This window comes from Janthinobacterium sp. HH106, assembly GCF_001758725.1.
Lineage (GTDB): Bacteria > Pseudomonadota > Gammaproteobacteria > Burkholderiales > Burkholderiaceae_D > Janthinobacterium.
Genome location: NZ_LRIC01000073.1, coordinates 52817 through 67293, shown reverse-complemented (window position 1 = coordinate 67293; position 14477 = coordinate 52817). Strand labels below are relative to the sequence as shown.

The window sequence follows — 14477 nt, the reverse complement described above, 5'->3', positions numbered from 1 at the left end:
ACTGCGGCGCAACAGGCAAAAGCCGGTCGCGCCGCAGGCATTACGTCTGTTGCTGCTCTTGCCGAATTAATCGATGAACAGCGAGATGACGGAGTCACCCTTGATGATGCGTTTGAACGTCTCGGCCAGCAGCGGCGCGCACGTCAATTGACGGATCTTGCCGCAGGCCAGGGCCGCTTCGGACAGGGGGATCGTGTCGGTCACGACCAGCTCATCGAGCGGCGAGGCCGAAATACGGTCGATCGCCGGGCCCGACAGCACCGCGTGCGTGCAATACGCCACGACTTTTTTCGCGCCGCGCTCTTTGAGCACTTCGGCAGCCTTGGTCAAGGTGCCTGCCGTGTCGACCATGTCATCCATGATCACGCAGTTGCGGCCTTCGACTTCACCGATGATGTTCATCACTTCGGACACGTTCGCTTTTGGACGACGCTTGTCGATGATGGCCAGGTCGCAGCCCAGGCGTTTTGCCAGGGCGCGCGCACGTACCACACCGCCGACGTCCGGCGACACCACCAGCAGATCCTGGTAGTTTTTCTTTTGCAGGTCGCCCAGCAAAATTGGCGAAGCGTAAATATTGTCGACTGGGATATCGAAGAAACCTTGAATCTGGTCAGCGTGCAAGTCCATGATCAGGACGCGCTCGACACCGGCTTCTTCCAGCATGTTCGCCACCACCTTGGCCGAAATCGCCACACGCGCGGAGCGTGGACGGCGGTCTTGGCGGGCGTAGCCGAAGTAAGGAATCGCGGCGGTGATGCGGCCAGCGGAAGCACGTTTCAAGGCATCAACCATCAGCATGATTTCCATCAGGCTGTCGTTGGTTGGAGCACAGGTGGATTGCAAAACAAAAACATCCTTGCCGCGTACGTTTTCGTTAATCTCGACCATTACTTCGCCGTCGGAGAATTTCGAAACGTTTGCTTTACCGAGAGGAATGCCGAGGTTTTTTGCGACCCCCTCTGCCAACGCTGGATTCGCGTTGCCGGTAAAAACCATCAGGTTTTCGTAAGCCATGGGAGTCCCAAGAGGTGATAAAGAAGTCTTGAAAAGCACTAACCGGGCATAGGCCCGGTCAGTCATTGTTTAGAATATGCCGCGTGGCGGCACATCTGCTTTTTCCCGTACTGGACGCCAACTTCGCATCGACAGACTACGGTGAAATGGTGGCAGGGGAAGAAGGATTCGAACCTTCGCATGCTGGAATCAAAATCCAGTGCCTTAACCAGCTTGGCGATTCCCCTACGTTACTGACTGCTTGCCGTCATGTTGGCCAGTATTATACCGACTATTTGACGCTAAGCAAAATCTTTTTTTGCTCTCTACAACATGGTGAGCATCGGGTGGCGATTCAGCGCTTTTGCCTTCCAGGCGACCCAGACTGGTGGCACATTGCTGAGCACCGCATCCGCTTCTTCCTGACTGCCAAACGCACTAAATACACAAGCACCGGAACCAGTCATCCTGGCCTCACCGTAAGCACCCAGCCATTCTACCGCATCTGCTACCGGCTTGAAAAGACTGCATGCTACTTGCTGTAAATCATTCTTTCCAAACCCGCCCGCATCGTTTCCTTCTGCGAGGTACCTGGAAAAGTCCGCTATTGTGACGGGTTCGGTATTTCTCGTCAAGCCTTCCGCGCAAAAAATTGCGGCGGTCGGCACTTGCACGCCCGGCTCGATCACCACATACCAGCATGCGGGCGTGGCGACGGGCTGCAAGGCTTCGCCCACGCCTTCGGCAAAGGCGTTTTCGCCAAAGATGAAAAACGGGATATCGGCGCCCAGCGGCAAGCCCAGCGCCATCAGTTCCTCGCGTGTCAAACCGGCCTGCCACAGGCGATTGAGCGCCATCAGCGCCGTGGCCGCGTCGGACGAGCCGCCACCCAAGCCGCCGCCCATGGGCAGCACCTTGTCGATGGCGATATCGACGCCGCGCGGCAAGGCGCCCGTACGGCGCAATACTTCCGCCTGCAGCAATGTCGCGGCGCGGATGATCAAGTCCTGCTCTTGCGGCACGCCGGCCAGCTCCGTCACGCGGACAATCGCCGTGTCGTCGCGCAACGCGAAGTGCAGGGTGTCACCATGGTCGAGCAACTGGAACACCGTCTGCAGCAGATGGTAGCCATCGGCGCGGCGGCCGTTGACGTGCAAAAAGAGGTTCAGCTTGGCGGGAGCCGGGCAGTTATTCAGGGTCGTCAATGTCATGGTGCTGGTGCGGATGGGGCGGGATCGAGGACGATGCGCAGCGAGACGGCATCGGCCTGCGCGCTGGCATTGCGTTCGGCATCGATCCGCCGCGGTTGGGGCAAGGCGCCCGGTGTATTGTCGGCCGCATTTTGCCCTACTTCTTGCCACGACACATAGCGCAAGCGCCAGCCGTCTTTGGTCGTCACGCTGTCGTTGGCCGGCGAAGCGACGAAGCGCTTGCCGTCGGCGCCCACGGCATACCCTTGCAGCCAGTCGCGCAAGCCAGATACGGGCAAGGACCAGCCCAGCAACTGCGCGCTCAGGGTGTCGACATCGGGCGCGCTGCGCGGCGCCTTGCCGCTTTGCGTCAACACGGCCTGCTGCGGCGTGACGGCGATCATCGCCAGCGTGCTGCCGACGGGCGAATACAGGGTCACGTCCGTGCGCTGCGCCGTCTGCTGCCAGCTGAAATTGACGGTGGCCGATTCGGGCTTGTCATCTTTCTGGTACACGACGTTCAGGCGGCCCGTCAGCTCCACCTGTTCGCGGTAGGGTGCGACGGTGTTGGCGGATGGCGCGGCGCCGGACGAGAATGGGGAACTCAGGGTCGAGCAGGCCGAGAGTGACAGGCAGACGAGTGTGAGGGGAAGCAGTTTTTTTAACATGGGTACAAGGAAAAACCAGCGCCAAGGCGCTGGTTTTTTATAGTTGAGTTAATCGATTCAATCACAAACTGACATTCAGGCGCGCCAGCGTACTTTTCAGCGCCTCGTTTTTCGGGTCCTTGCCTTGCGCCTCGCGCCACAGTTTTTGCGCTTCGGCCTTGTCGCCCTTTTGCCACAGCACTTCGCCCAGGTGGACGGCGATTTCCGGATCGCTGCGCACGGCATAGGCGCGGCGCAGCGCGTTTTCCGCGGCGGCCAGGTTACCCATGCGGAATTGCACCCAGCCCATGCTGTCCATGATGAACGGGTCGCCCGGCGCCATCTGCAAGGCTTTTTCGATCAGCGCATGGGCTTCCTCGAGGCGCAGGCCCCGTTCGGCCAGCGAATAACCGAGCGCGTTGTACGCGTGCTGGTTGTCGGGCGCCAGCGCCATCACGCGGCGCAGGCTCGCCTCCATCCGCTCGAATTTGTCCATGCGCTCGGCCAGCAAGGCGTAGTCGTACAGCAGCTCCGGATTGTCGGGGAAGCGCAGCAAGGCGTTTTCCAGCACCGTGTAGGCGCTTTGCACATAGCCGGCGTCGCGCAGGAATTGCGCGTCGACCAGCAGCACCTGCGCCTGGCTTGCCGGATCGTCCGTTTCGATTTCCGTCAGCGCCTTGCGCGCCGCATCGAGATTGCCGCCGCGGGCGATCAGCTGGGCGCGGCGCAAGCGCGCCTCGACATAGCCGCTTGATGCGCTGTTGTCGACCTTGTCCAGCCAGGCGATGGCGCCCGCCGTGTCGCCGCGCGTCTCGGCGATCTGCGACAGTATCATCAGGGCCTTGAACGGATCGCGCGTGTCGCCGGGAGATTTTTCGAGCACGGCCAGGAAGCGCTTGAAGTACTGCTCCGCGCCCTTGGTGTCTTCCAGCTGCAGCGCCACGATGCCGAGCGCATACAGGGCGCCCACGTTATCGGGCGCGCTTTTCAACAGCAGCAGGAACTGGTCGCGCGCCGGTTCCAGCTGCTTCTGTTCGACCAGCAGGCGCGCGTATGCGCCGCGCACTTCGACGGCATCCGGATTCTTTTGCAGGAAAGCGGCCAGCACCTTGCCCGCCGCCTCGGGTTCGCCCGTCACTTGCGCCAGGGTCAGCACGGCCAGCTCGGAGTTTGGCTTGATCGCCAGCGCCTTGTTCGCTTCGCCGATGGCACGGTCACGCTCGCCGATCGACAGGGCGCCCTGCGCCAGCACCAGGTGTGCTTCGAACATGTCCAGGTAAGGCTGAACCAGGCGCGTCACCATCGAATAGGCATACAGCTTGTCATTCGAGCGCGACAAAATCTGCTGCATCTGGAACAGGGCCACGCCCCGTGCGCCTTGCGGCGCATTGGCCAGGCGTTCGGCGAAAATCGGTTCCGCTTCTTCAATCTTGTCCGTCAACACGACAAAGCCGAGGAAGAACTGCGTCGCCTCGTCCGAGTCGGGCGCCAGCTCGCGCCACAGGCGGATGGCCGCCAGCGCCTCGCTGCCCTGCTTGGCGGCCAGCGCCATTTCGGAAGCACGGCGCGCCAGGCGCGGATCGCGCGTCTGCTGCGCCGCCACCATCATCGTCACGTACGGCCCCTGCCACTGGCCGCTCTTGAATTCCATCTCGGCCTTGGTCAGCTTGTACAGCAAGTCGCTGCTCAATTCGACCTTCGGCAGCTCATCGCCGGCGGGCCCCTCCTTGGAGGTGGCGTCCGGCTCCTGCGGCGCGGCGGGCGCAGACGCAGAGGGGCTGGCCGCGGCATCGGCGGGGGCGACAGGCGTCTGTGCCATGGCATGCGTGGCCATCAGGGCGGACAAGGTTACAATGGCGAAAGCGTTTTTCAAAGGCTGATCCTGGCTAAACGGCAAAGTTTGATTCTACGCCCAACGCGGCTATCGCGTACTTCACGTATGTAACGAAATATATGCGTCGTGGCGGCGTAGCCTGCCAGAGCCAGCCCTCAGCCGGCAAGCCGCCTGTTTTTTTACCCGGTTTTCAACCATTCGAGCCCTATGCCAGAATTGCCAGAAGTCGAAGTCACACGGCGCGGTGTCGCGCCCCATCTCGAAGGGCGCGCCGTGCGCTCCGTCGTGCTGCGCCGCGACGGCCTGCGCTGGCCCTTCCCTCCTGCCCTGGGCGAACAATTGTCGGGGCAAACCATCGGCCTGACGGGGCGGCGCGGCAAATACCTGCTGATCCACTTCCGCCACGGCACCCTGATCATCCACCTGGGCATGTCCGGCCATTTGCGCGTGCTGCCGACGGGGACGCAGGCGCAAAAGCACGACCATTTCGACCTCGTCGTGGAGGACGCGGACGGCGGCAGCCAGGTGCTGCGCATGACGGACCCGCGCCGCTTCGGCGCCGTGCTGTGGCACGACGAGGCCGATGGCCCGCTGGACGGCCACGCGCTGCTGCGCGGGCTGGGCACGGAGCCGCTCGAAGGCGGCTTCACGGGCCAGCTGCTGTTCGAGAAAACGCGCAACAAGGGCACCAACATCAAGCAGGTGCTGATGGCGGGCGACATCGTCGTCGGCGTGGGCAATATCTATTGTTCCGAAAGCCTGTTCCGCGCGGGGATCAACCCGAAGACGCCGGCCCGGCGCATCGGCCTGGCCCGCTACGAGAAACTGGCGCAGGCGATCCGCGACGTGCTGGCCGAAGCCATCGTACAGGGCGGCAGCACCCTGCGCGACTTCATCGGCGTGAACGGCCAGTCCGGCTACTTCCAGCAGACGTATTTCACGTACAACCGCGCGGGCAAGCCCTGCCGCGTCTGCGGCGCGCCGATCCGGCAAATCGTGCAGGGACAGCGTTCCACGTTTTACTGCGTGAATTGTCAAAAGTAAGCATACTCACAGAGGGAGCCAGATGGTCAGAGACCTGGAACAATACAGCGCATGGCGGCAGGACGTGCAGGCCGCCTTACAGGCATACCGGCAAGCCGCCAGCGCGGCGGGCCTGGTCGACGGCGCCTCCGCGCTGCGCCTGGCGCGCTGTGGCTCCCGCCTGCTCGATGACCGTTTATCCGTCGCCTTCGTGGCGGAATTCTCGCGCGGCAAATCCGAGCTGATCAACGCCATCTTCTTTGCCGGCTATGGCCAGCGCATCCTGCCCTCGGGCGCGGGCCGTACCACCATGTGCCCCACCGAGCTGCTGTACGACGCGGCCTGGCCGCCATCGATCCGCCTGCTGCCCATCGAGACGCGCGCGCAGAACCTGTCGACCAGCGACTACCGCGAACTGCCCGCCGCCTGGACCGTCCTGCCCCTGAATATCGAAGCGGGCGACGACATGCAGGAAGCCATCCGCCAGGTCAGCCTGACGAAAAAAGTCAGCGTGGAAGAAGCGGCGCGCTACGGCCTGTATGACGCCGGCGATGCGGACGCTCCCGCCATGCTCGACGAGGACGGCCAGGTGGAAATTTCCATGTGGCGCCACGCCATCATCAACTTCCCCCATCCGCTACTGAAACAGGGCCTGGTCATCCTCGACACGCCGGGCTTGAACGCCATCGGCACGGAACCGGAACTGACCCTGAACCTGATCCCGAATGCGCACGCGGTGCTGTTCATCCTGGCGGCCGACACGGGCGTCACGCGCAGCGACATCGAAGTGTGGCGCAACCATATCGGCGCCGGCGCGGGACGCCTGGTGGTGCTCAACAAGATCGACAGCATGTGGGATGAATTGCGCGGCGATGCCGAGGTGGCGCAGGCCATCGAACGCCAGCAGGCCAGCGTGGCGCACCTGTTGACGCTGGACGCTGGCCAGGTGTTTCCCGTCTCGGCGCAAAAGGCCCTGGTGGGCAAGATCAACCACGATGCGGCGCTGCTGGAAAAAAGCCGCCTGCAGGCGCTGGAGACGGCCCTGTTCGAGGAGCTGATCCCCGCGCGCAAGGACATCATCCGGCGCCAGCTGGCGTTCGACCTGGACGCCATCGAAGCGGCGCAGCAGGTGCAGGCGGCGGCCCGCGCGCGCGGCATCGCCGAGCAGCTGCACGAACTGCACAGCCTGCGCGGCAAGAACCAGAGCGTGATCGCCCACATGATGCGGCGCATCGACATCGAGAAGAAGGAATTCGACAGCAGCCTGTTCAAGCTGCAAGCGACGCGCACCGTGTTTACCCGGCTGTCGACGGAGCTGTACACGAGCCTGGGCATGGACATCGTGCGCGACGATATCGACGGCGTGCGCGCCGCCATGCAGCGCAGCCGCTTTTTCACGGGCCTGCGCGAAGCCGTGCGCCAGTATTTCGAGCGCATCGGCCAGAACCTCGACCGTTCGGAAGGCAAGACGGCCGAGATCACGGAAATGATGAACGTGATGTACCGCAAATTCGCCTCCGAACATGGCCTGGCGCTGGCCTTGCCGATGCCGTTTTCGCTGGCCCGCTACCGCCAGGAGATCGCCGACATCGAAGCCGTCTACCATAAGCAGTTCGGCACGGCGACCCTGCTCACCACCAGCCGCGTCGTGCTGATGGAAAAATTCTTCGACACCATCGCCTCGCGCGTGCGCCGCAGTTTCACCAACGCCAACGACGACGCCAGCGCCTGGCTGAAAGTCATCATGGCGCCGCTCGAAGCGCAGATCGTCGAGTACAAGGAACAGCTGAAACTGCGCTTTGCCTCGATCCAGCGCATCCACGACGCCACGGGCAGCCTGGAACAGAAAATCGCCGGCTTCGAAGCGAGCCTGGCGGCGCTCGAACGCGACAAGGCGCAGCTGGCGCAATTGCTGGCCGCCTTGCGCGCGGCCAGCGCCGCATGAACCCTACGCACTGAATACAACCCTGGAATCCTGCATGAAACGTCTGCTGCATCCGCTCTCGCCCGCCACGGGCGCGGCACCTTTGGAAGATTACGTCGACCCGACTTTTTCCGCCACCGTCATCGCCTGGCAAAAGCAGCATGGCCGCCACGCGCTGCCGTGGCAGAATACGCGCGACGCCTACCTGATCTGGCTGTCCGAAATCATGCTGCAGCAAACACAGGTCACCGCCGTGCTCGGCTACTACGCGCGCTTCCTCGAACGCTTCCCCACCCTGCGCGATTTGGCCGCAGCCCCGGTGGAAGACGTGATGGCGCAGTGGAGCGGCCTCGGTTACTACACGCGGGCGCGCAACCTGCACAAGTGCGCGCAGCGCGTGGTGGCCGAATATGACGGCGTGTTCCCCAGCGACCCGCTGCTACTGGCCGAGCTGCCCGGCATCGGCCGCTCGACGGCGGCCGCCATTTCCGCGTTTTCCAGCGGCACGCGCGCGGCCATCATGGACGGCAACGTCAAGCGCGTGTTTGCGCGCACCTTCGGCATCGATGCCTATCCCGGCGAAAAACGGGTCGAGGAAGCCATGTGGCGCCGCGCCGAGGCGCTGCTGCCTGAAACAGGTATCGAGGCCTACACGCAGGGCCTGATGGACTTCGGCGCCACCCTGTGCACGCGCAGCAGCCCCGATTGCGGCCGCTGCCCCTTGCAGCCGCGCTGCGTGGCCTACGCCACCCATCGGGTCAAAGACTTACCTGTACGCAAACCCAAAAAAACCAGTCCGGAAAAACACGCCGTCATGCTGGCCATCATCGACGATGGCCAGGTGCTGCTGGAGCAGCGCCCCGGTTCCGGCATCTGGGGCGGCCTGCTGTCGCTGCCCGAACTCGACGGCCATATGCTGGCAGATGAAGACGCACCGCGCGAGATAAGCCAGGAGGCCCTGGCGCGCGCCGTGTCGCCGTTCGGCGAAATCGAGACCCAGGAACGGCTGCTGCCCATCGTGCACGTGTTTACCCACTACAAGCTGCACATCGTCCCCTGCCGCATCACCCTGGCGCGCCGTTTGGCGCTGGCCGGAGAGTCCACGCACGTCTGGTACGACGGCGCGAAGATCGCCGACGCGCCGCTGCCTGCACCGATCAAGAAACTGCTGCTGGACCTGTTCGGCGATGCGCGCGCGGCGCAGCGCAGCATGTTCTAGTGCGCAGGCTTGTAGCACTGGCGCTGGCGGCGCTGTGCCTGCACGGCGCGCAAGCGGCTGACGCGCTGCCGGAGGTACTAGAGGTGAGAATAGGCGTGCTCGCCTACAAGGGCGGCGACGCCGTGCAGCAGGACTGGTCGTACGTGACGCGCCACCTGCAGGCCAGCATCCCCGGCATCCGTTTTACATTGGCCGACTATGACCAGGCGGGATTGACGCGCGCCGTGCAGGCGCAGGCCATCGCCTTTGCCATCACCAGCAGCGGCCATTACGTGGCGCTCGAACACAGCGACGGCGCCAGCCGCATCGCCACGCTGGAGTCGCCGTGGACGGACTCGCCGCGCCAGGCCATCGGCTCGGCCATCGTCGTGCGCAGCGCGTCGCCGCTGCACGACCTGGCCGACCTGGCGGGCAAGAACGTGATGGCGGTGGCGCCCGACGCGTTTGGCGGCTACCAGATCGCCGCGCGCGAACTGCAGGAAGCGGGCATCGATCCCGCGCACGATTTTGCCAGCCTGCGCTACAGCGGTTTTCCCTCGCAGCAGATCGTCGAGGCCGTTCGTGCTGGCCGCATGGATGCCGGCATCGTGCGCACCTGTTTGCTCGAACAGATGGTGGCAAGCGGCGAAGTGCGGGCCGATGAACTGCGCGTGATCACCACGCGCCCGATTCCCGGCTTTCGCTGCGCCAGCTCGTCGCGGCTGTATCCGGACTGGCCCTTCGTGGCCCTGCGCCAGACGCCGCCCCCGCTGGCGAAAAAAGTGGCGCAGGCCCTGCTGGCCATGCCGCGCACCAGCGAAGGCTACAGCTGGACGGTACCCAGCGATTACCAGATCGTCGATGAACTGTTCCGCGAACTGCGCATCGGCCCCTACGCCTATCTGAACAAGCTGACGTTCGAGACGGCCCTGCGCCGCTACTGGGGCTGGATGCTGCTGGTGTTGGCCTTGCTGGTGGCCTGGGCCGTGCATACGGTGCGCGTGGAATACCTGGTCAGCCGGCGCACGGAGCAATTGCGCGCGGCGCAGCACCAGCAGCGCGCGCTGGAAGAACAGGCGCGCCAGCGCCAGGCCACGCTCGACCACACGGCGCGCCTGGCCATCCTGGGCGAAATGGCCAGCGCCATCGCGCACGAATTGAACCAGCCGCTGGCGGCCATCGGCAATTTCGCGCGCGGCATGGCGCGCCGCATCACGGCGGGACGGCTCGACGCGGCGCCCTTGCTCGACGGCGCGCAGGAAATCGCCACGCAAAGCGAGCGCGCGGGCGCCATCATCCGGCACATCCGCGCGATGGCGCAAAAGCGTCCCGCGCACAGCACGGCCTTCGCGCTGGCCGACGCCGTGGAGCAGGCGGTATCGCTGTTCCGCGCGGCCCATCCGCAAGCCAATATCAGCTGGCGTCACGAGGCGGTCAGCGCTGCACCGCGCGTGCTGGCCGACCCGCAGCAAGTGCAGCAGGTGCTGCTCAATTTATTGAAAAATGCGCTCGACGCGCAGGTGGAAAACGACCATCCGCAGCACCCGATCGGCGTGCTGCTGCACCGCGAAAACGGCGCCTGCACGGTGGCCGTGCGCGACGCCGGCTGCGGCCTCGATGCGGCGCAGATGGCGCGCCTGTTCGAGCCCTTCTTTACCACCAAGGCCGAAGGCCTGGGCCTGGGCATGTCCCTCAGCAAAAGCATCATCGAGTCGTTCGGCGGCAGCCTGTCGGCCCATGCCAACGCCGATGCGCCAGGCTTGACGGTCTGGTTCCGCCTGCCCGAAGATACGCATATGGAAGCAGATAAGGAAACACCATGAACGAAAGCGATGCGATCATCTTTGTCGTCGACGACGACGCCGCCATGCGCCGCTCGCTGGCCTATCTGTTCGATTCGGCCGGCTGGCAAGTGCAGACGTTCGAATCGGCGCGCGACTTCCTGCAGCGCTACGACGGCCATGTGCCGGGCTGCCTGCTGCTCGACGTGCGCATGCCGCTGATGAGCGGACTGGAACTGCAGCAGGAGTTGAATAACAGGACCGGACACGCCATATCGCTGCCCGTGATTTTCCTCAGCGGCCACGGTGACCTGGCGATGGCCGTGCAGACGATGAAGGCGGGCGCCTGCGATTTTCTGGAAAAGCCGTGCAAGGACCAGGTGCTGCTCGATGCCGTCTCGCGTGCCGTGGCCCGCAGCGTGGAAGAAAGCCGCAGCGCCGCCAGCGCGAATACGGCGCAAACGGCGCTGGCGAGGCTCACCGCGCGCGAGCGCGAAGTGGCGCTGCTGATGGCCGAAGGCAAGGCCTCGAAAGTCATCGCCCGCGAGCTCGGCATCAGCGACAAGACGGTGCAGGTGCACCGCCATAACGCGATGGAGAAACTGGGCCTGCATTCAGCAGCCGAGGTAGCCCGGCTGCTGATGGCGGGTGGGCAAATCTAAGCCCGCACGATGCGGGCAGGAAGCCCCTGCCGCACCGACGTGCCCGAGACGGGATCGACGAACACGTTCTTGTCGCCGCGGCTCGGATCCGTCAAGCCCAGGTCGTTCAGGTTGATGCCCGCGCCAATGGCCGGTTCGTCGGGCTGGCGCAGCTTGCCGATGCGGTGGGCGCGCGCGCCGTGTTCCTTGTGGCCGAAACTGTGTTCGACGGCGATCACGCCGCGCTGCACGCCATGGCGCAGCATCACCGTGGCCCTGGCCTTGCCGCCCGGCGTCTCCAGATAAATCTGGTCGCCATTTTCCAGCTTCAGGCGCGCCGCATCGTCGGGATGCACGGCGACCGGGTTGTCCGGATGGATGCCGCGCAAGCGCCGCGCACCGATGCTGTACGAGTTCTGCAGTGCCGATTTAAAACTGATCAACTCGAACGGCCATTCGCTGGCAGGGTAGGTTTTGCGCACGGGTGTGCCGTCGGCAAACGCCGCCACCCTCCAGGCGGGCGTACCGGGGAAACGCTTGCCGCTCAGGCTGTTCTTGCTCACGCCCAGGCCCTCGTTGTACAGCATCATCGGTTTCAGGTAGCGGTGCGTGGACCAGTCCTGCGGATACGGCGTCTCGTCGACGACCGGTGCGGCAGCCGCCGGTGCCTTGGCATTCGCCGGCGGCGGCAGGCGCAGGCCGAACATCTCGCCATAGCTCTGGTAGCGCCCTCCCCGCGCCAGCATGAAGGCCACCTTGCGCCACTCTTCCGGCTTCAGGGTGCGCTCCAGTTCTGGGCGGATGCGCGCCACGCCGGACAGCGCGATATCGTCGTCGCTCGCCTCAGGCACGGCCGTCTTGCCTTGCCAGGCGATGTTGGCGCCGCCGCGCAGATACCAGTCTTCCGCGCGCTGCAATGGGAAGCGCTGGCCCTCCATGTCCTGCAGGGCTTCCGGGCCGAAGCCGGGCAAGGCCATCGTTTTGGCCAGCGCGATGAAGAACGATTCCATGCAGATGCTCTGACCGTCCGGCGTTTTCTGCACGCGCGGTTCGACCACGGGCCAGCGCGCCGTGCTCATTTTGACGGGCATGCCGCCCCAGGCGCCGGCCCAGCCCCAGCTTTCATACAGCAAGGTATCGGGCAGCAGGTAGTCGGCAAACGCCGAGCTTTCATTGATGAAGGGATCGATGGCGACGATCAGGGGAATCTTCTTCGGATCGGCCAGCTCCTTGCCGATCTGCGCGCGCAAGCCCGTGATGCCGTAGACGGGATTGCAGCTCCACAGGATCAGCGCCTTCAGGGTGTACGGATAGCCGTTCATGGCGCTGGTGAGCCATTCGGTGGCCAGCGCGGGCGCGTTCGGATACCACGGCGCCCTGGCCGGATACGCCTTGCCCGCTTCCTTCTTCAGCTTGAATTCCGAGGTTTTTTCATACGGCACGTTGCGCCCGATGGGCATGCCGGCCGCCTTGATCTCGCCGTCGAAACTTTCGAGGTTGTAGCGCGGGCCGGGGCCCGCATCCTTGAAGCTGCCGCCGTTGATCAGGGTGCCGCCCTTGCGGTTCAAGTTGCCGATCAGGGTATTGAGCATGACCAGCGCATACGCGTTATAAAAGCCGGCGCCCGACATCATGCCGCCGTGCGCATTGACGGCGGCGCGCTTGCCGTGGCTGGTCAGTTCCCGCGCCAGGCCTTCGATGATGTCGCGGGGGATGCCGCAGGCGCTGGAATAGTCCTCCATGCTGTGGCGCTGCGCTTCTTCGTTCAGCATCGTCATGGCCGTCTTCAGGTGCAGCGGCGCGCCAGCCACGTCCAGCGGGCCGTCGAAGAACAGGCGCGCTTCGCCCTTGGCGGCATTGTGCGGCACGATCGCTTGCGTGGCCGCGTCGATCACGCAGAACGCGTCGCCATCCTTGTAGCGCTCCTCTTCCGCCAGTTCCACCGCGCCGATGTCCGACGCGCGCAGGTAGCGGCCGTCGCGCGGATGGCCCTTCTCGCTGATGATCAGATGCGTGGCGTTGCACCAGGCGGCTTCGCCTGCCGCTTCCGCCACCTTCAGGTTGGGCTGCACGAGGAAGTTGCGGTCATAGCGTTCGTGCTCGATGATCCAGCGGATCATGGCCATGGCCAGCGCGCCATCCGTGCCCGGCTTGATCGGCACCCAGCGGCTGCGGTCGCCCGCGGCCAGGCTGTCCGCATTCGTCAGCACGGGGTCGACGACGACGTAGCTGAATTCGCGCTTGCCCGAACGGGCTTTCGCGATCAAGGTGCCCTGGCGCTTGAACGGGTTGCCCGCATTACCGGGCGCCGTGCCGACGAAAATGCAGAACTCCGTGTTTTCCAGGTCCACTTTCGCATGCGGCATTTTCTTCATGTCGCCGAACATGGCGCCCGAGCCGCTGCGGTAGGCGCCGCCGCAATACGAGCCGTGGTTGACCAGGTTCAGACTGCCGTACGATTGCTTGAAAAAACGCGAGCCGAACGCCAGGCGGCCATCGTCGGTGCTGCACATCAGGCCCACCTGATTGACTTGCGGACCCAGTTCCGGCTGCGCCGGATCGATCGGTTTTTCCAGCTCGCGCAAGGCGCGCAAGCCCTGCACGTGGCCTTCGCCAAACAGGTCGCCGCCTTCCGTCACTTCCTTGACCAACTGGTCGAAGGCGATCGGCTCCCACTGGCCGCCGCCGCGCGGTCCCACGCGCTTCATGGGCGCCAGCACGCGGAAAGGCGACTCCATCTGTTCCAGCACGCCGTTGCCGCGGCCGCAAGCGGTGGAACGTCCCTTCAAGCCCTTTTCCTCGAAACGCGACAGGGAAATGAAGCTGTCGCGTATCGGGGTCTGGTACGGCAGCGCCGGATCGGCCGACAGGGGGCTGTACGGATTGCCCGCCACGCGCAGCACCTTGCCGCTTTTTTTATCCAGGCGCACGCGCACGCCGCAAAACGTGGTGCAGCCCATGCACATGGTGTAGCTGACCTGCTGGTCGGGATTGACCGTCAGTTTGCCCGTGGCCGTGTCGACGGAAAACTCGGGCGCCAGCGAATTGCCGTGCAAGCGCTGTACGGGTTTGTCCTTGCCCAGCGCGTGGTCGACCATGCGGCCGGCCGTGGTGGAAAAGCTGGCGGCAAAGGCGGCCAGCCCGCCGCCGATGGCGCCGTAGCGCAGCAGCTTGCGGCGTTTTTCTTTTTCGTCTTCAGGGACGTCGTTGCGGTCGTCGTTGTGTATTTGATCGTTCATTGTT

The 14477-nt window shown here is 64.3% G+C and carries 10 protein-coding genes and 1 tRNA gene; 5 read left to right on the top strand and 6 right to left on the bottom strand.

Annotation, left to right across the window (positions count from 1 at the left end; all coding sequences use genetic code 11):
- Positions 1–66: 66 nt before the first annotated feature.
- The 5 genes from JAB8_RS27005 to JAB8_RS26985 all read right to left on the bottom strand — a co-directional run bounded on the left by JAB8_RS27005 (position 67) and on the right by JAB8_RS26985 (position 4706).
- Complete coding sequence (locus JAB8_RS27005; RefSeq protein ID WP_034753270.1) at positions 67–1017, bottom strand: ribose-phosphate pyrophosphokinase; 951 nt, start codon at positions 1015–1017, stop codon at positions 67–69.
- A gap of 150 nt (positions 1018–1167) precedes the next feature.
- Positions 1168–1244, bottom strand: a tRNA-Gln gene (locus JAB8_RS27000).
- A gap of 78 nt (positions 1245–1322) precedes the next feature.
- Positions 1323–2207 (bottom strand): 4-(cytidine 5'-diphospho)-2-C-methyl-D-erythritol kinase, encoded by an 885-nt coding sequence (ispE, locus tag JAB8_RS26995; RefSeq protein WP_070292347.1) that lies wholly within the window; start codon positions 2205–2207, stop codon positions 1323–1325.
- Positions 2204–2854, bottom strand: a complete 651-nt coding sequence (locus JAB8_RS26990) for an outer membrane lipoprotein LolB (protein WP_070292346.1) — start codon at positions 2852–2854, stop codon at positions 2204–2206. Before JAB8_RS26990 ends, ispE begins: the two co-directional genes overlap by 4 nt.
- 61 nt (positions 2855–2915) lie before the next feature.
- Positions 2916–4706, bottom strand: a complete 1791-nt coding sequence (locus JAB8_RS26985) for a tetratricopeptide repeat protein (RefSeq protein ID WP_070221675.1) — start codon at positions 4704–4706, stop codon at positions 2916–2918.
- A 168-nt stretch (positions 4707–4874) separates the two neighbouring features.
- Here JAB8_RS26985 and mutM point away from each other — a divergent pair, with 168 nt between their 5' ends.
- From mutM to JAB8_RS26960, 5 genes are read left to right on the top strand one after another with little or no spacing between them, the layout of a single operon-like run.
- Positions 4875–5711: a bifunctional DNA-formamidopyrimidine glycosylase/DNA-(apurinic or apyrimidinic site) lyase gene (mutM, locus tag JAB8_RS26980; RefSeq protein WP_070221676.1), complete on the top strand. Its 837-nt coding sequence runs from the start codon at positions 4875–4877 to the stop codon at positions 5709–5711.
- A gap of 22 nt (positions 5712–5733) precedes the next feature.
- Positions 5734–7635, top strand: a complete 1902-nt coding sequence (locus JAB8_RS26975) for a dynamin family protein (protein ID WP_070292345.1) — start codon at positions 5734–5736, stop codon at positions 7633–7635.
- A gap of 34 nt (positions 7636–7669) precedes the next feature.
- Positions 7670–8833 carry an A/G-specific adenine glycosylase gene (gene mutY / locus JAB8_RS26970; protein WP_070292344.1) on the top strand — a complete coding sequence of 388 codons (1164 nt, stop codon included), beginning with the start codon at positions 7670–7672 and terminating at the stop codon, positions 8831–8833.
- The gene (locus tag JAB8_RS26965) at positions 8833–10635 is read left to right on the top strand and encodes a sensor histidine kinase (RefSeq protein WP_083287962.1); all 1803 of its coding nucleotides are present in this window, start codon (positions 8833–8835) and stop codon (positions 10633–10635) included. The genes mutY and JAB8_RS26965 overlap by 1 nt, the downstream gene beginning before the upstream one ends.
- Entirely contained in the window at positions 10632–11255 is a 624-nt protein-coding gene (locus tag JAB8_RS26960; RefSeq protein ID WP_070292342.1) for a response regulator, read from the top strand. The genes JAB8_RS26965 and JAB8_RS26960 overlap by 4 nt, the downstream gene beginning before the upstream one ends.
- Here the strand turns inward: JAB8_RS26960 and JAB8_RS26955 are convergent.
- The gene (locus JAB8_RS26955; RefSeq protein ID WP_070292341.1) at positions 11252–14473 is read right to left on the bottom strand and encodes a molybdopterin dinucleotide binding domain-containing protein; all 3222 of its coding nucleotides are present in this window, start codon (positions 14471–14473) and stop codon (positions 11252–11254) included. The genes JAB8_RS26960 and JAB8_RS26955 overlap by 4 nt on opposite strands.
- Positions 14474–14477 lie beyond the last annotated feature (4 nt).

Bases quoted from the DNA above. Each gene is read 5' to 3' on its own strand.
- JAB8_RS27005 (WP_034753270.1), bottom strand. From the start codon at position 1,017: ATGGCTTACGAAAACCTGATGGTTTTTACCGGCAACGCGAATCCAGCG.
- JAB8_RS26975 (WP_070292345.1), top strand. From the start codon at position 5,734: ATGGTCAGAGACCTGGAACAATACAGCGCATGGCGGCAGGACGTGCAG.
- JAB8_RS26960 (WP_070292342.1), top strand. From the start codon at position 10,632: ATGAACGAAAGCGATGCGATCATCTTTGTCGTCGACGACGACGCCGCC.
- ispE (WP_070292347.1), bottom strand. From the start codon at position 2,207: ATGACATTGACGACCCTGAATAACTGCCCGGCTCCCGCCAAGCTGAAC.
- JAB8_RS26955 (WP_070292341.1), bottom strand. From the start codon at position 14,473: ATGAACGATCAAATACACAACGACGACCGCAACGACGTCCCTGAAGAC.
- JAB8_RS26990 (WP_070292346.1), bottom strand. From the start codon at position 2,854: ATGTTAAAAAAACTGCTTCCCCTCACACTCGTCTGCCTGTCACTCTCG.
- mutM (WP_070221676.1), top strand. From the start codon at position 4,875: ATGCCAGAATTGCCAGAAGTCGAAGTCACACGGCGCGGTGTCGCGCCC.
- mutY (WP_070292344.1), top strand. From the start codon at position 7,670: ATGAAACGTCTGCTGCATCCGCTCTCGCCCGCCACGGGCGCGGCACCT.